This window comes from Shewanella sp. c952 (assembly GCF_019654975.1).
GTDB lineage: Bacteria > Pseudomonadota > Gammaproteobacteria > Enterobacterales > Shewanellaceae > Shewanella.
In genome coordinates this window covers 1-19244 of sequence record NZ_BPEW01000026.1, presented here as the reverse complement: position 1 = coordinate 19244, position 19244 = coordinate 1, and the positions used below count along the sequence as shown (strand labels likewise).

The 19244-nt window shown below is 43.0% G+C and carries 13 protein-coding genes and 4 tRNA genes; 6 read left to right on the top strand and 11 right to left on the bottom strand.

The features are described from left to right. The first annotated feature begins 139 nt into the window (after positions 1-139). The 6 genes from K5R16_RS16020 to K5R16_RS15995 all read left to right on the top strand — a co-directional run bounded on the left by K5R16_RS16020 (position 140) and on the right by K5R16_RS15995 (position 2666). Positions 140-216 (top strand) — tRNA-Arg (locus K5R16_RS16020). Between the two features lie 40 nt (positions 217-256). After that, a tRNA-His gene (locus K5R16_RS16015) sits at positions 257-332 on the top strand. Between the two features lie 117 nt (positions 333-449). Then, positions 450-526, top strand: a tRNA-Pro gene (locus tag K5R16_RS16010). A gap of 112 nt (positions 527-638) precedes the next feature. Next, positions 639-715 (top strand) — tRNA-Pro (locus tag K5R16_RS16005). A gap of 389 nt (positions 716-1104) precedes the next feature. Continuing rightward, positions 1105-1881: an outer membrane protein OmpV gene (ompV, locus tag K5R16_RS16000; RefSeq protein ID WP_220738543.1), complete on the top strand. Its 777-nt coding sequence runs from the start codon at positions 1105-1107 to the stop codon at positions 1879-1881. A gap of 359 nt (positions 1882-2240) precedes the next feature. Then, positions 2241-2666 (top strand): hypothetical protein, encoded by a 426-nt coding sequence (locus tag K5R16_RS15995; protein ID WP_220738571.1) that lies wholly within the window; start codon positions 2241-2243, stop codon positions 2664-2666. Positions 2667-2737: 71 nt separating this feature from the next. Here K5R16_RS15995 and K5R16_RS15990 read toward each other — a convergent pair whose 3' ends face one another. The 11 genes from K5R16_RS15990 to K5R16_RS15940 form a co-directional block, all read right to left on the bottom strand. Continuing rightward, a complete protein-coding gene (locus tag K5R16_RS15990) occupies positions 2738-4021 on the bottom strand; it encodes an ATP-binding protein (protein WP_220738542.1) in 1284 nt (427 codons plus the stop codon). Between the two features lie 30 nt (positions 4022-4051). Next, the gene (locus K5R16_RS15985; protein ID WP_220738541.1) at positions 4052-4747 is read right to left on the bottom strand and encodes a response regulator transcription factor; all 696 of its coding nucleotides are present in this window, start codon (positions 4745-4747) and stop codon (positions 4052-4054) included. 2 nt (positions 4748-4749) lie between these two features. Then, positions 4750-5139, bottom strand: coding sequence for a DUF3019 domain-containing protein (locus K5R16_RS15980; protein WP_220738540.1), 390 nt, complete (start codon positions 5137-5139; stop codon positions 4750-4752). Positions 5140-5146: 7 nt separating this feature from the next. Beyond that, complete coding sequence (locus K5R16_RS15975; protein ID WP_220738539.1) at positions 5147-5983, bottom strand: MipA/OmpV family protein; 837 nt, start codon at positions 5981-5983, stop codon at positions 5147-5149. A gap of 441 nt (positions 5984-6424) precedes the next feature. Beyond that, entirely contained in the window at positions 6425-8347 is a 1923-nt protein-coding gene (locus tag K5R16_RS15970) for an EAL domain-containing protein (protein WP_220738538.1), read from the bottom strand. 8 nt (positions 8348-8355) lie between these two features. Then, positions 8356-9069, bottom strand: a complete 714-nt coding sequence (locus K5R16_RS15965; protein WP_220738537.1) for a transglutaminase-like cysteine peptidase — start codon at positions 9067-9069, stop codon at positions 8356-8358. 18 nt (positions 9070-9087) lie between these two features. Next, positions 9088-9693 carry an OmpA family protein gene (locus K5R16_RS15960; RefSeq protein ID WP_220738536.1) on the bottom strand — a complete coding sequence of 202 codons (606 nt, stop codon included), beginning with the start codon at positions 9691-9693 and terminating at the stop codon, positions 9088-9090. Continuing rightward, positions 9690-11099: a TolC family outer membrane protein gene (locus K5R16_RS15955; protein ID WP_020910607.1), complete on the bottom strand. Its 1410-nt coding sequence runs from the start codon at positions 11097-11099 to the stop codon at positions 9690-9692. Before K5R16_RS15955 ends, K5R16_RS15960 begins: the two co-directional genes overlap by 4 nt. A gap of 33 nt (positions 11100-11132) precedes the next feature. Further along, entirely contained in the window at positions 11133-12515 is a 1383-nt protein-coding gene (locus K5R16_RS15950; protein WP_220738535.1) for an HlyD family type I secretion periplasmic adaptor subunit, read from the bottom strand. After that, the gene (locus tag K5R16_RS15945; protein WP_220738534.1) at positions 12512-14689 is read right to left on the bottom strand and encodes a type I secretion system permease/ATPase; all 2178 of its coding nucleotides are present in this window, start codon (positions 14687-14689) and stop codon (positions 12512-12514) included. The genes K5R16_RS15950 and K5R16_RS15945 overlap by 4 nt, the downstream gene beginning before the upstream one ends. A 95-nt stretch (positions 14690-14784) precedes the next feature. Next, the coding region (locus K5R16_RS15940) for a type I secretion C-terminal target domain-containing protein (protein WP_220738533.1) at positions 14785-19244 on the bottom strand (4460 nt) is incomplete at its 5' end.

The window sequence follows — 19244 nt, the reverse complement described above, 5'->3', positions numbered from 1 at the left end:
TATCCAAGGCTTTATTTTGTACAGCAATGCTTTAAAAGCATACTAATCACTCAAATCTTGAGCAAACAGATAAAAAAAGCAAATCAACTGTAGACGGGGGGACGTTTTATCCATATTATATGCGGCGCTAACAAGGCAGGCACCCATAGCTCAGCTGGATAGAGCGCACCCCTCCGGAGGGTGAGGCCGAGGGTTCGAATCCTTCTGGGTGCACCAGATTGGATACGGCGGTTTTGTTAGTAGGAAATAAGCAGTGGTGATTGTAGCTCAGTTGGTAGAGCCCCGGATTGTGATTCCGGTTGTCGTGGGTTCGAGCCCCATCAGTCACCCCATTTTCCTTGTGAAGTTTTAAAGTAAAAAGCTCGATGATTAGCGCAGCCTGGTAAAGCATCAGGATTGTGATAAGAAACGGAGCAGAGGGTGACCCTCTTTAAACATCAATATTGACTCGGTGATTAGCGCAGCCCGGTAGCGCATCTGGTTTGGGACCAGAGGGTCAGAGGTTCGAATCCTCTATCACCGACCACATTAATAAGTAACGAGTTTACTCGGTATTTAGCAAGACAAAAGATTGTCGTCTCCGAGTCATTAAGGAGATATCATGTATTAACATGATAACGATATCTTTAAAAAGTTTACGGTGATTAGCGCAGCCCGGTAGCGCATCTGGTTTGGGACCAGAGGGTCAGAGGTTCGAATCCTCTATCACCGACCACTTTCGAAAAGCCTCTTGAGAAATCAAGAGGCTTTTTTCGTTTTAGCGAGAAAAAGAGATTCGAATCCAGCTTTAACGACCGACCACTTTGCATTAAGCCCTTCGAGTAATCGAAGGGCTTTTTTGTTAGTTCGTTATAAAGAAAGTATTTGAATCCAACATTAACGACCGGCCACTTTCGAAAAGCCTCTAGAGAAATCAAGAGGTTTTTCGATTGGATTAAAAAAGAAAAGCGTCCCACTTTAACGACTGGATACCTTAATGGGGAGCAGCTTCTCAAGGATGTATCTGCAGATTGTTTCTCAGGATACATTTGGATACAGAGTCCTAAATCGACATCAAATATAGTGAGCTCACTGTCATTTGAACGATGTAAAAGGACTAACTCCATGAATAAAATCTATTTCGCTATCTCAGCTATCTTATTGTCTAATGCCGCATTCGCAGAGGGCGGTAATACCTATATTCGCAACGGCAACATATACAGTCATCAAGGGCAGTTTTTTGCGGGTGCTGGTGCCGCAACAGGCAGTGAGTTTTATAAAGGGCAGGACCATAAAACAGGTGTCTATATTAACGGTGGTTATCATGGCGAGGACTTTAATGCTGATCTCGCGGGTGTGAATTACCGCTTCTTTGGCTCAAATGATAGTGCCATTAACTTCAGTATTTTTGCGACTGCAAACCCAGCTTTTGACGCAGATGATGCTGATATTTTAAAAGGCATGAAAGATCGTAAAATTAGTGGAGATTTAGGCTTAAATGCCGACCTTCACCTAGGACAAGGTACTCTCTCTGGAAAATTCCAACATGATGTAACCGGTGTTTATGATGGTTACCAAGCTGACGTCACCTATTACCATCCGATGAATATTGGCTTTGCTGATTTCGTGCCTTATGCAGGCGTTCATTACTTTAGTAAAGACTACGTGAACTATTACACTGGGGTCTCTAAATCTGATGCCACAGTTAATCGTCCTGTATATCAAGCTGATGGGGCATTTGCTTATAAGGTAGGTTACGCAATGGTGGTTCCTATTAGTGAGCATCTAGATATTACCCAAGCAACAGGTTATTCACGCCTAAGCTCCGATATGGCTGACTCGCCGCTTATCGACAGCAATAACCAGTGGGTAACGACCTTAGGTGTTAATTATAGTTTTTAAAGATTAATACCAATTGTATTAAAAGTTTGACCGTTCAGCGGGAATTGAAAACGCTGTAGGCAAGTAGTGGGATTTGAGCAAATAGTTATTCTATATCCAAATTCCATAGCGAAGCATACAGAGTTTTGCCAATTTTTTACCTTAGCTGCACTAAGTGAGCACCTCAGTCTTTCCACCTTTGCTTTGTATTGGCTCAAAAGAGAATAAACATTTCTTTTGCAATGCGCTTTGAATTGAAAACACTGAGGGGCTCTGAACGGGTCAAATACTTAATGTAATTGGTATAAGGCAGGGATATGATGAAATTAATGATAAACCGATTACACAGAAAGCAATCGTTTCGTAATCTGTCGGTGGGTATGGTCGTGGCGCTTGCTTTAACAGCCTGTGCGACCCCTTACGATACTGAAAAGAGTTTTTGGACCTTTGGCAAAGGCTTTGAAACAATGCAAATTGCCGCAGATAGTTGGCAGATAAGTTTTGTTGGCAATACTAATACTGATAGGGCGCTGACACGAAAGTATGTCATGTTGAAATCTGCAGAGCTGTGCCAAAAAGCAGGTTACCCCTATTTTACCTTTACTAATGAGCAAACTAACCGAGACTCGGTTGGCCAATTTGGTGCAGGCACTACCACTAGCGATATCTTATGGGGTAGCGCTACAATTGATAAAGAGACATCTACCGTTGTTGAGGTCACAGGTCTTAAGCAGCACCCAGCGAGTTCAGGAGTACGTATTTACGATACCAGCTACATTCTGAGTAATATCTCTTCTGATAGCTAAGCAGTGGACATATAAGCGCCCTCAAGGGCGCTTATATGTTTTGCTGCAATGCGAGAGTTAGCGGTGATTGGTTATTTAAACTTTAATGATATTTTTGCCCCGCCAAGCTCAATAGAACGGCTAATAATAAGCTCTGTTCCCATCCAATCTCCAATGCGTTTGACGATGGCAAGTCCCATACCGTGGCCTGCATTGTCTCGACTTTGCTGGCCTCGGACAAAAGGCTTAACCACTTGTTCGATTTCTGCTTCATCAATTCCGTAGCCATCATCTTCAACGTGTAGCCAAGTCGTGTTATCCACAAGTTCTACTCGAACCTTAATTTTTGACTGACCAAAACGTTCTGCATTGCTGAGTAAATTAGCAAGTTGCATCGATAGATATTTAGGATCCGTATTGACCATTATAGATTGCGATGCGGGAATATATTGCAGTTGTAAGCGATTGTCGGCTAGTCCAACTAGTTTTCTTTCTAACCAGGCATTAAGTTCAACTGGCTGCAATTCAGGCTGAATATTCGCTTGGTCAAGGCGTGCATAGTTTAATAGTGTTGCAACCAGTTCCTCCATCGCATCAATATCGCAATTTAGTCGCTTAAAGTACTTAACCCGCAGTTGTTGATTTTGAGTTTCCTCAAGTGCTTCAATGCCGAAACGTAAACGTGCAATAGGGGTTTTAAGGTCGTGAGATACGGCTCTACTAAGTAATTTATTATCATCAATTAACTGCTGGATGCGATCGGCCATCCGGTTAAATTCAGTTTCAATTGTACCAATATAGGATGTTTTGCTGACGTCAATTCGCTGTTGTAACTCTCCCATACCAAATGCTTGAGTTGTTTTGCTTAGGGTTAATAATTGCCTGATAAGCGGTGATACCCATACTAATAATATCGCCACGACACCAATATAAAACAACATGGTATAAAGCTTATTGAGGTCAAAGCTTTTTTCTTCAGGTGAGGTGAGTTGGGTTTTGATATTGAGCACTTGGTCAGTATCAGGTATTAGGTAGTGCAGTGATATGCCCTCGTCAGACTCCAGCGCTAGGGTCTTTTCATTATCAAATTGTAGTTTTAATGAGGGGGGTAGCATAAATGCAGCCTCTGGGATCAGTGACATCTGCTGCTGGTTCTGTTGATTCCAGTTGTCGATAAACTTTTGTTGATGGGCTTCATCGCCAGCAAGGGTACGCGATAATGTAACGCCCACTAATTTTAATGCGGCTAACTGTTCGTTAGTACTCGGTATATTAGTATCAGGGTTTTGTAATGAGGCAAATTCACTTATTGACCAACCTAGACTGATAATGGCTGCAAGCACGACCAGTACGAGTGAGATGATTAATTTTTTCATTTTTATGACCTAGTCACAGTATATCGATAGCTATGATTCATCTTCACGGCAAAATAGATAACCTTTACCTCTAATGGTTTTGATCTTATAGGGCTGATTTTTCGCTTCATGTAGCTTTTTTCGTAGGCGCGATATACGAATATCGATAGAGCGATCAAAGCCGTCATATTCAATCCCTCTTAGCTCGGCAATTAGAGCGGTACGGCTAACGACAGTGCCCACCTTCAGTGCCAGCAACCATAAAACATCAAACTCATTTGCATTTAGATCTAAGATTTGTTGTTCAATGGTGACAGATTTAGCCGCTGCATTTAGGGTTAAAGAGTCGAATACCAGTTGTTGTTTTATATTATCGTCAGTTGCGCGGCGCAGTAGGGCTTTGATTCGAGCAAGCATAACTTGTGGGCGAATAGGTTTAGTCAGGTAATCATCAGCACCAACCTCTAACCCTTGAATTTCATCACCATCTTCAACACAAGCGGTCATAAATAGAATTGGCCCGGTATAGAAAGCCCGGGCTTCTTTACAGACATCGAAACCATTTTTAACGGGTAGCATGACGTCTAATAGCACTAAATCAGGCTGCTCTTCTGCGATCATTGCTAGCGCATAATCGCCCTGATTTGCAACAGTAATACTGTATCCATGGTCGAGTAAGTAATCACTTATCCACTCTGCCAGCGAGCTATCGTCTTCGACAACCAATATGTGTTTCACATTCGCCATTATTAAAATAGTCTCCAGCCAGACGGGCTTTGCTTTGGCGCTTTGTAAACCCAAGTCACTACAACCTTTACCTCTGCAATCGCATTTAAGTTATCTTGATTGACTAATAAAAATGTTGTGGTGGAGTCACTTTCGAAGCTGTATTTAAATTGCTGCAGCGCTTTTCCGTCCCAACATGTTAACGGTTGCTGGCTCTGTGGTAGCGTTAAACAGAAGCGACCAACCGCTGGTGTTTGCCATTGGAATAGCACATCTTGATAGCAAATCTGCCCTTTGTGTAAAGCAACACATTGCTCTGGTGTCGCAGTAAAAGCGATAGGTGGTTTATGCTCAGAGGCTACCGATGGGGCTGTAAATAAGATTAGCGGTAACCAGGAATAAAATCTATTCATAAGCCACCTAGAATACATAGCTGATCGATGCGTTAAAAAACGACACGTGATCAGCTTGATTAAAAGGACTATTGGTGACTTCGTCTGAGAGCATGTTGATACGATACATTGCTCGAAATACAAAGCTTTCGCTAATTGGGTAGGCGACCCCGAGCTCTACCCCGTAACTAAATGAACTCTCAGGTTGGTACTGTGGAAAGAGTGCTGTTGCTTCTTCACTGCTGACACCGAATAGGTACTGGTTCAGTGTTGCTGATGAGTATTCAACGCTGCCTAACGCGTGAAAGTTCCAGTTGCGTATTTGCCAAGACTTTCCTAATCGTGCTGAACTCTGTATCCCTTGGTCATCGTAATAGTCGCTGACGATTCGGTACTGAAATACATAATGATCATCCCAATAGCGGGTGGCACGAAAGCCGGCTCCTACATAAATTGAATCTTCGGACATGAGATAACTATTACGTTCTGCCTCATTAAGGGTCGCAGGGTCTACGCCTTCAGGACGAGCCCATGAACTTTTGAGGTTGGCGACTAACAGATCTAATGACCAATTTTTTGAATTCCAAAAGTTATAGCCTAGATTGATACCATCTTGAGATTGATGAACCATTTCAACAAAAAGGCCGTTATATTGGTACATTCCGCTGATTAATAAGGAGGGTTGTACCGCTTGATGTTCGCTCTGTCGAATATCCACTTTATTGACGCTATATACACTCGCTCCTAGCTCAAAGTAGCCTCCATTTTCAAGACGGTTATCAACGCCTCCGGCTACACTGGTAGCTATATCTGATGCTGATACAGTCGTGGGCACGAACGTTAGTATGAGCAAAAGTATTCTCATAAAATGTCGTGGTGAATTCAAAAAGACACTATTCATAATGTAAACTGACTTATTGAGAAAGCGATATGGTCCGAAATCTTTGAAAGGCTAGGCAAAGTATTATTCCATTGGATTTGTTGGTGTTATATCAAAGAGACTTTTCGAGCGACTATTAGTGAGAATCTTTAGCAGGCCTATCAGTTTGCAACTGAACAGCATAATGCTTGGGATACTTGTCGAATAAAAAGTAACTTAGCCTAGAAATCTAAACTTTGTTGCAAACTAACGCAATAGTCTAGCTTTTTAGTGGTAAGTATTTACAAGTGTTGCTTGGATTGTACATGAGTCATGTTTCGACTTCATCATTATCTGTTTGTGGTTGATTGTGTTTTGATGAAGGCAGGCTATTGTTCAAAAAAGGCCTCTAATGAGGCCTTTATTTATTTACTTAAGCTGTTTTCTCTATAGCTCTATATCGACGGGTGGCGAAACATAGCCCATATAGGCATTGGTCTTTAAAGGAACAAAGCGCTCGAGCTGTTGTTTCTCTTCAATGCCGGTGACTATCACCTCGATATCCAGCCCTTTAGCCACGTTAATCAGCGCGCGGCATAATTCACTACTATGCTCACTTTCATCATAATAGGCGAAAGACTGGTCGAGTTTGACGTAACTTGGTCGTAAGTTCTGTAAGTAGCTCATTGAGCCAAATTGGCGACCAAAATGATCAATGCCAAAATGTGCACCGTTATCTCTAATGATTGTACACAAAGCTTCACAGGCTTCTGGGCTGCTATATACAGCTGCTTCTGGGATATCAAAACAGATGCGTTCTCTTAAAACTGATGAACGCAGTAACTTGTTAAGCCACTGGTGGAACTCTGTATCGTTGATACTTTCGAAAGTCAGGTTAATCGCGATAGGTTCAAAATTACGATCCAGCAGTGCTTTGCTGCTGATGGTCTCTATTAAGCACTTATCGAGCAAGCTGCCTAAAGACAATAGCTCAATGTAGGGCATGAATTGACCAGCGAATATTTTCTTGTCACCTATTTCGAGCTGACAATAGAGCTCTCTTTGTAACACCGCATCATTGTCATTAAGCAATATTGGCTGCCATTTAAACTTAAATTTACCAGCACTAATTGCGCTACTTAAATGCTCTCGCCATTGCTCACGGGTGAACAGCTGTTTTTCACTGGTCTCAAACCAGTGGAAGACTTTGTTTTCTTGAAGTGACTTTTGTAGTGCATTATCAGCCTGCGCTAAAATGTCACTTACCGTCATTTGCCCTTTACGCTCGGCAATACCAAGTGCAAACCCTTCGTTTGGCTTGCAGCCTGCTTTGGAGATCTCTTGGTTAATGGTACGAATAAGTGTTTGTAGATATTTACTGGTCTGCTCATGCTCAGAGCTCGTAATCAAAAATGCAAACTCATAGGCTGCAATACGCGCAATAACAGAAGTGCTAACGCCATCTAAATGTTGCTTCATCTTCTGTGATAAAAGTTTGATGGTCTCATCTCTAACTTGATAGCCATACTTGCTATGCACTTCTTCTAGCCAATCCATTTTGGCCATGATTAATGCGCCATTTTTAGGCTCACTTAACCAACCGCTAAGTCTTCCCATCATATATTGGCGATTAGGTAGGGTTGAGACTTGGTCTACAAGATTTTTCTTTCTGAGTTCACCGACCTCTTCATCGAGAGAGCTGAAAATCTGTTTAAGCTGAGCTGACATGCTATTGAAAGCCTGTACCACCGATTTTAATTCGCGAGTTTTAGGAACTGCCATATCAGGGCCAAATTTTCTATCGGCAATCTCTTTGGCATGCTCTGCAATTTCATGTAGTGGTCTTAAAATCCAAGTTAGGCCAACGCGAGCGAGGATAATAGCGATTAAAAATAATACTGAGAAAACCATGATTGCATTGGTCATGGTGCGCCATAGCTCATGGTAGCCAAAACCTGGGTGGGCGGTAATCTCAAGTCTAGCGAGTTGGATCCAGCCTGTTGTAATCGTGCTTTCCCGGCGAATGGTTTTAAATAGATCAAGGTCAATAAACCACTGCGGCACGCCCTCGATAGTCAATGGGTTTTGCCAAACTTGTTGCTTACCATCAACTAACCAAGTTAGCTTTACTTCTTGGTAATAGCCGCCTTCAAAGATCACATTGATTAAGGTTTCTGCACCAACGATGTCGCCAGCCTCTAAATCAGGTACCAGCATTATACCGAGCGAGTTACTGGTATTGTTGAGGTCAGACTCCATCTGCTTAGTAAGAAAGCTTTGAGTCTCGGTAAACTGCACATAACCTAAACTCGCTACTACTAGCAAAAACAGTGCAAACAGAAGTGTGTATATCTGTCGAAACAGTGTCATCTTGTTAACTACTCCAGTTTTAGTTTAGGTTGCTTTAGTCGTTCAACACCTAAACGATGCTTTAGGTCATTCCATTTCGCAAGTTTCGATGAAGAGCCTGCCAGAACGCCTCGTCCTTTTTCTTTATTTAGCCACAATTGTCGACCGTTAAAACTGTATACCGGTATAAGATCTTTACGCTGAGTTGCTGGCTTTATAGATTTATCAAGATTATCTAAAACGAGAGGAATAGAGGAGGGAGTTTCATAATACGCAAGCACCATATGGTACTGGTTAACGCTCGTGGCCTTAACCATGGTAATGCGTAATTTATCTTCTGAAACGCCAAGCTGCAGTAGCGTGAAATATTTTGCGATTGAGAAGTCTTCGCAATCGCCACCGCTAACACCAATAAATTCCATTGGCGTTGCCCAATAATTCTTATTTCCCCAAAGTTTTATATCATCGACAAAATGAAAAAGGTTAAAAAAATTATTAACCATTAATATCTTATCGCTATCTTGTAGCCCCTTAGCTTCATCAATTATTTTAAACCAAGCCCTAATGCGTTTACCCGCCCGTTCTCCATATTGAGACTCTATGGTTTGGGTTATGTGGGCTTCGTCTAATTGCGGTATTGGGTCTGCATCCAGATAAAGTGAGGACACAGATAAAGCCAATCCAGTCAAAGTGAATTGGCAGACTTTTTTTAATTTTTGTAATTTATAAAGCCTGCCATTCATACGACGTTAGAGAGTCTCCTACTTAACCACTTCATCTACAGTATATATATGCCATTTCATATCAGCGGTGGTGTCATCGCCAGTTAGCTCAGCGATAACTCGACGGTTCACCTTATGTGCTGCTGCGGTATGAGTGGGATCGATTGGGCGATCAAAACTATATCCTACAGCACTTAATCGAGACGATTCAATATCAAAGCGTTCGCTCAGCAAAGCGCTTACTGCATTTGCTCTGTTTTGCGATAACACTTGGTTATGCTCGTGGCTACCGGTTTTACTACAATGTCCTTCAATCACGGCCTGTGTATTGGGGAATTTCTGCATAAAAGTAGCGATAATTTCAACCTGGGTATAATACACAGGATCGATGTAGTAAGAGTCATTGGCAAACAAAATCTTTAGCTCTTGACGCTCGTTAATCGGTTTGATTTTACCGCAACCGTAGTTATCGATCGTCGCTCCGAGTTCAGTTTCTGTGCAGCGTTCTCTGGCTACAATTACACCATCATGGTCGATGTCATTTAAGTCATGCACCTGCTTCGTTGGTGTATCCATTGATACAGTGTCACGCATTGAGCAGCCACCTAATATAGCGAAACTCAATAATATAATTAGGGTTCTCATTGCGGTACTCCTCCTTCGTAATCACGCTCACCTTGCCATACATCTGGACGTGTGACTCTTAATGAGTCGAGCAGCTGTCCAGTGGCATTAAGAACACGATACTGGGACACTATTTCATCATACTCAGATTCTAAGTAGTCTTTTCGTGCTTCAAATAGCTCATTTTCTGTATCTAGCAGATCCAGCAATGTACGTTGGCCTAAATTGAACTGTTGACTATAAGCAACTTGAGTGTCTTTGGCCGCAATGACATGATCACGAATGTACATCTTCTGCGGGGTAAGTAGCTCGTAAGCGTTCCAGGCAAGATTGACACCTTCAACGACTTGTCTATGAGCTCGCTGACGGATCTCTTTTGCTTCACCTATTTTGTAGGCCGCTTCTTTTTCTCGAGCTAAATCGCGACCACCTGCAAACAGGTTATATTTAACCCTGATCATAGCGACTAGATCGTTGTTGTGACCGCCTACATTTTGAAAAGTACCAGCGCCATCTTCACCATCAATATCATTATTCCAGTTACCATCTAGCTCTAAAGTAAACTTAGGGTAGTAATTCGATTGGGCTGACTCTCGCTCATTTTCTGCAGCGAAAATATCACTTGAAGCTGACTTCAAAATAGGGTGGTTTTCTTGTGCCATCATTACACTGGTTTGTAAGTCGACTGGTAACATATCGGCATCAGGTACAGGCACAATCATATCTTCTGGTTGTTGCTCTACGATACGAACAAACTGTGACTTGGCATCGTAGAAATTATTACGCGCAGAGATAACATTGGCGTTAGCGCGGGCTAGACGGCCGGTGATCTGTGATAGATCGGCGGTCGAGCCTAAGCCAGAATCGGTTCTCTGTTTAATCTGATCATAAATATCTTTATGGCTTTCAAGGTTTTTCTCGGCCAATGTAAGTACTTGCTCACTGCGAATATAATTGGTGTAAACCTTAACAACGTCCAGTGCCATATCTTCGGCTGCAGCAAATAATGCCCACTGCTCTGCACTCGCTTCAAAACTATATCTATCAACTTCACTGCTGGTATAAAAACCATCAAAAAGCATCTGCTTGATACTAAAACCTGCTTCGCCTCTTTCTAGCTCAATCACGCCGTCAGAATCGACTTCGCCTTGTCCTGCACGACGACGAGTCGATGGGCTATTGGTTTGTTCCCAACCATAGCCTCCTGAGATATCTACCGTCGGCATATAACCGGCTACTGCTTGGTTGACTTGCTCTTCGCGCGCTTTAAAGCGGTTAAATGCGATCCGTATTTCAGGATTCGTATCTAATGTGTGCGCTACTGCTTGTTCTAACGTTTGGCTATAAGCCGCTGCTGGTAATATCAGCGCGCCAACGGCGAGTGCAATTGCACTACGTTTTACCTGCCGTATTGTGCTGGTGTCCATGTTAACCCCTCCAGGTCGTTTTTTTATTGGGCTTCAACGCTCTCTGAGCGCGGTATCTTTAGCCCGTAATATTGGATTAAGTATGTACTCTAAAACGGATCTCTGCCCAGTAATTACATCAACCGAGGTCAACATCCCTGGTATGATAGGCATTTCCGTGCCATCGTCCTTTGTTAAGCTAGAAAACTCCGTTCTAACTTTTACAATATAGAAACTATTACCCTCTTCATCTTGGGTTGTATCGGCACTAATGTGCTCTACAACGCCGTCTAGCCCGCCATAGCGAGTAAAGTCATAAGCGGTGACTTTGACTACTGCTGGTAGCCCAGGATGTAGAAAAGCAATGTCCTTTGGAACAATCTTGGTTTCGATCAGTAGTTTGTCTTCGGATGGAACTATCTCAATGATATCAACACCGGGCTGCACAACGCCGCCGAGAGTATTGATATGCACTGACTTAATTGTGCCATTAACGGGTGAGACAATTTCTGCTTTACTGACCTTATCTTGGGCGCCTACTTGTGCTTCATTCATGCGCGATAGTTTGGTTTGCATTTCATTTAACTGGGCACGAGTGTCAGCGGCAAAAATAAGCACAGATTCACGACGTTTTAATATCGCTTCATCCATGGTCGATTTTACTTTTGGTCTTAATAATCTTAAGGAAGAGAGCTCACCTTGAATGTCATTGACCACGCGTTGCAGTTTAAGCAGCTCAACCTCAGGTACAATTCCTTTGTCAGCAAGTGGCCTTGTAAGCTCTAGCTCTCTAGAAACCAGCTGGAAACTGGTAGTCAGTGTTCTAATTTTAGAGGCTAGTTCTTGGATCTCTTGATTACGTTGCTGAATCTGTCTAGCTTGGATCTCGAGTTGGTTACTAAGGTTATCAATACGGCCGAGGTACTCTTCGCGTTGTCTTTTGGTTAGCTCTGGCTCATTGGTTTCTAATATCTGAGGAAAGACCAACGTTTGAGGCAATATTTTTACCTGTTCACGCCAATCAGCGCCAATGCTGGAAATGGTAATACTGTTCAGCTCTGTCTTTAGTCGAATAACATTGGCAAGTAGACTGTTAACCTCTTGCTCTTGCTGCGCATAGTCAGATTGAAACCGAGTTGCATCAATACGCGCAAGCGGCTGACCTTTGGTAACTATCAAGCCTTCTTGCACGTACATATCTTGCAATATGCCGCCATCTAAACTCTGTATGACCTGTATTTGCGAAGAGGGAATAACTTTGCCCATCCCCGTAGTTACTTGGTCTAATTCAGCAAAATAGGCCCAAATTAAAAAAGTAACTGCCAGTGATGCCAGTGCCCAAATGGTTAATCGGTGACTTGCTGGCGCATCGGTCATCATTGCGCCATAGACATCATCAACCATCTCTAAATCATGTGAAGTGAGGTGTTTACTCATTTTTTAACTACTCCAGCAAGTAGCCCTTCATTCAGTTTCTTAAGCACGTCAGCTTTTGGTCCATCGGCAACAATGTGGCCACGATCTAATACAATAATGCGATCGACCAAGTTCAATAAGTGCATTTTGTGAGTAATAAGCAGTAGCGTGCGGTCTCGGCTGACATTGTGCATCGCTTGGATAAACTGTTTTTCAGCTCTAGCATCTAAACTGGCTGTGGGTTCATCCATCAGTAATACAGGAGGATCGTTTAAGGTCGCGCGAGCTAAAGCTATGGTTTGTCGTTGGCCACGAGAAAGTTCTCGTCCACCTTCTCCCACTTGTTGATCGAGCCCTTCAGATTCTAGGTTGGTAAACAAGTTAACGCCTGATAGCTGAACCGCTCTGATCAGTTGATGCTCAGTCACTTGGCGAGTTCCAAAAAGGATGTTGTCGCGAATGCTGCCATGAAACAGGGTGATATCTTGTGGTAGATAGCCAAAGTTACGTCTAAGGTCGCTTGGGTGTATTTGAGCTGAATCGAGACCATCGTAGGTGATGCTGCCCTTACTCGGCTGAAAAAGACCGACTAAAATTTTAGCTAAGGTACTTTTTCCTGAACCATTACGGCCAATGATGGCAACTCGCTCTCCAGGCTCAATTTTTAATGACATTGGATGCAGTATTGGGCGTTCAGAGTTCGGATAGCTAAAGCCTAAAGTATGAGCGTTTATCTGTCCGCGCAGGCGCTGACGACTGACAAGGTGACCTTTGTTTTCAAACTCATCTTCTTGAGTCATGATTTCGTTTAACTGGCGCAGTGCACTGGCAGTTTGGTTACCGCGGGTCATTAGGCCTGCCAACTGTGCCATTGGTGATATGGCACGGCTAGATAAGATCACAGCTGCAATAATTCCACCCATGGATATCTCATTATCAGCAACGCGATAAACACCTAGAATAACTACAAAAATCACTGAAGTTTGCACCACGAAAGTGGCAACGTTTGTCACTGAGGTGGAGATTTTTTTCGCTTTCAACTGCCAGTTTGCAGTATGGCCAATCATCTGTTGCCAACTCTTTTGCACTAGCCCTTCTGCGCCGCTCGATTTTATCGACTCCAGTGATGATAAAGACTCAATTAGATGGCCATGTTTGAGGCCTGAGAACTTATTGGTTTCTTCAATAGCAGCTTTTAATTTTGGCTGCATAATCAGGGTATAACCAATAATGATGAAGCTGCCGACTAATGGAATAAGTGCTAGATCACCTGCGACTAAATAGATGATGGTCAAGAAAAATAGTGCAAAAGGAAGATCCACTAAAGTGGTGATAGTCGCTGAGGTGAGAATATCCCTAATACTGTCAAATTCACCGAGTTGTTTTGCCATACCGCCGACACTTGGGGAGCGTTTTTCTAATGGAATACCAACGGCTTTAGCGAACAGTTTTGATGAGACAATAATATCAACTTTCTTTCCGGCTACATCAATTAAATAGCTGCGTAACTGGCGCATTATCAGATCAAATATATAGGCTATACCTGCGCCAATGGCTAATACCCACAACGAGTCAAATGCCAGGTTTGGCACGACTTTGTCGTATACATTCATGATGAATAGCGGTGATACCAATGCGAATAGGTTAACTAAAACCGAAGCAATTAAAGCATCTCGGTAGATAGGTGCAGAATCTTTAAGTGTCTGCAGTAACCAATGAGATTTATTCTCATGCAAGTGGACATCAAAGCCCATATCGCCACGATATTCTTGCTTAACAAGAAACAGGTAACCCACATAAATGGCTTCTAGCTCTTCAATCGATAACGTCTCTTCACCCCCTGTCTCCGGGAGCTGAATAATCGCTTTATCTTGCTCAATATCGAGCTCTCTAAGCAGGCAAGCTTTCTTGTCCTTAAGTAACAATATGCTGGGTAGCAGAATTGGGGTTATCTCATTTAAACCTTTACGAGAAAGCTTCGCCGCCAACCCTGCTCGGGCCGCTGCTTGTGGCAATAACTCCGGCGTTAACACATGACCTTGCATAGGAAGGCCTGCGGCTAAAGAGTCGCTAGAGCAGGGGCTACCGAAATATTCAGTAAGCAAAACTAAACTGTCTAGTAGAGGATCGACTACAACTCGTTGAGAAGCCGATATCGTCCACTGATCAGTTTTCTTAGAAGCTGAAGCTGGCACCTTGGGGACTTATCCTTAAGATTTTATTATGTATTGTTAGTATCGGTCATGATGACCTATTTTTCCATAGGCCATCATTTCACAGTCGTGCTTGCTTAAGGTATGTGATTAAATCCTTGCATGTTAAGGTCATCATTTAGTCTATCGGGAGCATTAACTGCGACTGCAAAAGGATCTCCGCTTGACGTACTTACTATAAGAGGCCCTTCACCGTTGTTACCTAATAAACCTGAAATAATATCGGCTTCGTTTGAACCGAACATGGTAATGAGATCAACACCATCAAGCACAATATGTTGGTCAAATGCTCCATCGTGGTTGGTATCAATATTGATTGACGTACTGCCATTTTCATCTGTAAAACTAATGTATTGAGATAGTTCATTGATTGAATCACCTTGAAGGATATCACTAAGATCTAGCTTATCTTCCGCAAGGTTAAAATCGGTTATATGATCTGTAGTATCAGTTCCATCGACTGAGCCTGTAGTCCAGGCAAAAGTGTCTGCCCCAGCGTTGCCTGTCATGATGTCATCGCCAAGTCCGCCAATCATAGTGTCCTGGCCGAGACCACCAATCAATGTATCGTTACCACCTTGCCCAAACAATAGGTCGTTGCCTTCACCGCCACTTAAAGTATCTCCACCGTCTTTGCTTGTTGCATTGTCAAACAAAGTCGTATTATTAGTAATAAAACTATGGATTTCTTGCATTGAAAGGCTATTTTCATCGACGCCAGTCTCTTTAGCTACAATAGCTTTAAGCGCTGCAAGTCCTTGGTAGTCAGTGCCATTATCTGTGAATTGCGCTAAGTCACCAAATAGTATGTCGTTACCAGCTTCGCCTGACGTCGTGTCATCACCAGGTTCTAAGATATTTTCATTACCTAAGATTATATTAGCTAAATCATCGACGCTGATTTTGAACCGAACATTACCATCACTATCGTAGTCGATGATGTCCTCTTCTTTAATCGTATTTTTGATCCCTACCGCTTCTACTTCTGCAATATTCTTCAAGTTTTCAAATGCTTCTGCTGGTACACCGTTACCATTATGCTTTCCATCGGTGATGAAATAGGTAATGTTGTTTCCGGTATTTGCGAGCACATCAGCACTTTCAAACCAACTCTTCGTCGTATTAAATGCATTTACATAATCGGTATAGCCACCATTAGTAATGGCATTCCAGGCTGCATCCGTACCATTTTCTAGTTTTGCTATATCAAGATCTTTAATATTGGCAGACAAGCTTAGTACTGCGGAACCTGAGAAGTCGATAACAGCAAGGTTAACGACACCTGAGTGGGTTCCAGATGCTGATGCGAGTAGAGACTTAAATACTTCTATTAATTGCTCTTTAGCCGTATCGACTGCTTTTGTACCCATACTACCAGAGGAGTCAAGCATAAAGGCAATGTTATAATTTTCACCCGGTGTGATTTGTAATCCGGTAGTATCACTGACAATGACATCGTTTTCATCTGAACCAACAATAGTATTGTCGCCGTCAGTGCCACTGTTAAATGTATAATCCCTTAACGAGATGTTTAGACTAACTTCTTCAGTTGCGAAGTCGCCATTACTTAACTCTGTCGACGTCACGCTGATGTTAAGTGTAAAGTCTAGATTTCCGGTGTAGTCTTCTGCCACAGTGAGCTTTAAGTTAACTAAGTCATCGGATGTTAGGCTCCATTTGCCAGTATTGGCATCAAATATACCGGCAGAAAGCTCTACACCATCTGGTACACCTGTTACTGTAACTGCAGATAACCCTTCACTGCCGTCAATATCAGTAAGTGCTGCGTTGATATCTAATGAGATTTCGACCACTTCTACCTGTGTTAACGTACCATCTGCATTAACTTGATAAACACCATCAGCAAATACTAAGCGCTCCACCTGGTAAAGATGATCGCCCGCATCCGGAGTTGCGACATTAACCGAAGTTGCATCAATATTTCTGCTGTCATTGACTAGTAGGTACGGTTCATTACCACCATGATCGTTGTGGAAGGTGATAGTATAATCTGCGAAATTTCCGGTATAGATTGCGGTATCAGTTCCTGTTCCGCCATAAATAGAGTCGTTGCCCCCACCGCCGATAAAGGTGTCATCACCGGCATTGCCGTGCATTGTGTCCGCTAATAATCCGCCGACGATAATATCATCACCACTGTTTCCATGAAGGGAGTTAGTCACAGCTAATTCGCCTGTTATAAGCGTATTATCGGCTGTACTTGCTACAACATGTAGCCCAGACAGAACAGATTCAATATTAATACCGAATAAGTCATCTGAGACTCCCGCTACAGCTGGTATAGATACACTTTCAGGAACAAGGGCTACAAGTTCTATCGGACCGCTACTTGCGGTTAGTAGCGGCGTATCTGCTACTGCGCTAATATTAATCGTTAAGCTACTTTCTGGGCTGTTGGTTGTTCCGTCTGTTGCAACAAAATCAAACTTTGCTAAAGCGTCACCGCGGTTTCCGATACCGCCATTAATACCGTCAGCTTGGTCATTAGCTGGAATGAATTTAACATGACCGTTATCGAACATCGTTGATGTTAGAGCCATTCCAAGTGTTACAGCTTCCCATAAAGAGCCGTTGTAGTATTGCAAGCTGCCATTTAAAGAGTTAGGTAGCGTTGTTAGCTTGATTGAAAGATTCTCTTTTGGAGTGTCTGAATCAACAACATTCATGTCATCCCAAGTCAATACCAACTCTGTATCTTCTTGTCCGAGTGCTGATGCTGCAACTACAGTAGGTGCTGAATCTACGTGTGGTACCACTGCAAAATGGCCAACGGTATTATCACCATCAAAGTCTGTTGCAATGACATTAAAGTCTATTTGCCCATCTGACGGATTCTGCATAGCTTGATATTGATAGAATTCCCACTGCCCAGTCGAAGGAGTAAACTCAACTTTAAATATAAGTTCTCCGGAAGCCGTTTGTCCTAGCAATGTATTATCTAATTTAGAGATAAAAATAGCTTCGCCGCTTGCTGTTTTCAGCGCTGATTCATCAGTGCCGCTGAAAACAAGTGAACCTTCTCCATCTGCTCCCCAGTTAGTATCAACTTGACCAGAAGCGTAACTAGTTGCTTGTGCATCGGTGCCAAGGAATTCAATGGACTTAACAGTGATATCACTGTTATCGCCATGGGTTGCATCAAAGCCATTATCTGTTGCCTTTATAACTATCTGATCAAACCCACCTTGAAGTGAGTTAAATAGTTTGGCGTAATCGCCATCTGACGCATCAGAAGAAAAAGTTTGAGTTGCAATCAACTGACCATCGCGATAAAACTCAACGATACCTACCTCAAGCTCTCCTCCGTACATCTTAGAAAATTCGATATTAACACCGTAGGCAACTGTGCCAGGATCAAGCGTTATAACAATCTCTTCAGAGGCCTCAGAACCATCGGCAAACTTCCGGAAATCAACTTCGTTTGCGATGTTGTGGTATGGTGAAGCCGCACTATTAACACCAATTCCGCTGCTCGAACCATTAAGGTTAGCGCCTATCAAGGTCGAATCGGTTGCTGACGTAAATCCTCGTGCAGTAACTGTGAAGCCATCAAAATCAAGTGAACCTGTATTTCCCATTTGATTTGTAAAGGAGAATTCGCCAGTTAAGCTATCTGGGATATCAATATCCGTTACTACTTCTGCAGCTGAGTCTTGAATTTCTGGAGCATCATCCTCAATGATTACATTAAAGTTTCCTGCTGCTGTGCTGCCATTTCCATCATCAACATTTATACCAAAATCTAAAGATAAGTTATCTTCAGATGTTTTGTCTGGGTGGTCAAGTGCAGCTAGTAGCGTAACACCATATCCCCAGTCACCAGTCGAATTCCCAGCAGGAGCAGTGAGCGCTACAGACATAACTTCAACGTATGAGGCTTCACCTATAGTACCTATGTAGCCTGTGAGCGTATTCGAGTCAGCATCCCAACTCCACTGTACAGTTGAGCCGCCTGAAGTTAGCGCTGTTCCAGGCCCAGAAAGTGAAACGGTTAAAGTATCACTGTCTATGTCTTGAATGCTAATCGTGCCAGTTGCAGTGACTAAATCCGTCGTATCAGTATTACCGACATTATCAACCAATCCGTTTGCAAGGCCTTCTTCGGAGACTCGAGAGTTTGTTACTCCTGTAATTGTTACATCATCGTTCACCGGGGTGACGGTCAAGGTCAGGGTCGAGGTATCTGTCGCGCCCGAGCCATCGGTTAAGGTGTAAGTGATCACCGGCACGCTGCCGTTATAGTTGGCGGCAGGGGTAAAGGTGTACTGGCCATCGCTGCCCAGGCTAAAGGTGCCGACACCGTTGAGGGTGACGTCACTGCCATCGGCATTATAGACGGTGTTGTCGCCGGCAATGGTGAAGGTGGTGATACTGAGATCGCCATCGACACTGCTGCCATCAATCACATTGCCGCTGACTTCAGGGCTGTCCTCGACGATGCTGCGAGTTTCATTATCATCGCTGAAATCATCGTTCACCGGGGTGACGGTCAAGGTCAGGGTCGAGGTATCTGTCG

Bases quoted from the DNA above. Each gene is read 5' to 3' on its own strand.
- K5R16_RS15990 (WP_220738542.1), bottom strand. From the start codon at position 4,021: ATGAAAAAATTAATCATCTCACTCGTACTGGTCGTGCTTGCAGCCATT.
- K5R16_RS15960 (WP_220738536.1), bottom strand. From the start codon at position 9,693: ATGAGAACCCTAATTATATTATTGAGTTTCGCTATATTAGGTGGCTGC.
- ompV (WP_220738543.1), top strand. From the start codon at position 1,105: ATGAATAAAATCTATTTCGCTATCTCAGCTATCTTATTGTCTAATGCC.
- K5R16_RS15950 (WP_220738535.1), bottom strand. From the start codon at position 12,515: ATGAGTAAACACCTCACTTCACATGATTTAGAGATGGTTGATGATGTC.
- K5R16_RS15995 (WP_220738571.1), top strand. From the start codon at position 2,241: ATGGTCGTGGCGCTTGCTTTAACAGCCTGTGCGACCCCTTACGATACT.
- K5R16_RS15980 (WP_220738540.1), bottom strand. From the start codon at position 5,139: ATGAATAGATTTTATTCCTGGTTACCGCTAATCTTATTTACAGCCCCA.
- K5R16_RS15965 (WP_220738537.1), bottom strand. From the start codon at position 9,069: ATGAATGGCAGGCTTTATAAATTACAAAAATTAAAAAAAGTCTGCCAA.
- K5R16_RS15975 (WP_220738539.1), bottom strand. From the start codon at position 5,983: ATGAGAATACTTTTGCTCATACTAACGTTCGTGCCCACGACTGTATCA.
- K5R16_RS15985 (WP_220738541.1), bottom strand. From the start codon at position 4,747: ATGGCGAATGTGAAACACATATTGGTTGTCGAAGACGATAGCTCGCTG.
- K5R16_RS15955 (WP_020910607.1), bottom strand. From the start codon at position 11,099: ATGGACACCAGCACAATACGGCAGGTAAAACGTAGTGCAATTGCACTC.
- K5R16_RS15970 (WP_220738538.1), bottom strand. From the start codon at position 8,347: ATGACACTGTTTCGACAGATATACACACTTCTGTTTGCACTGTTTTTG.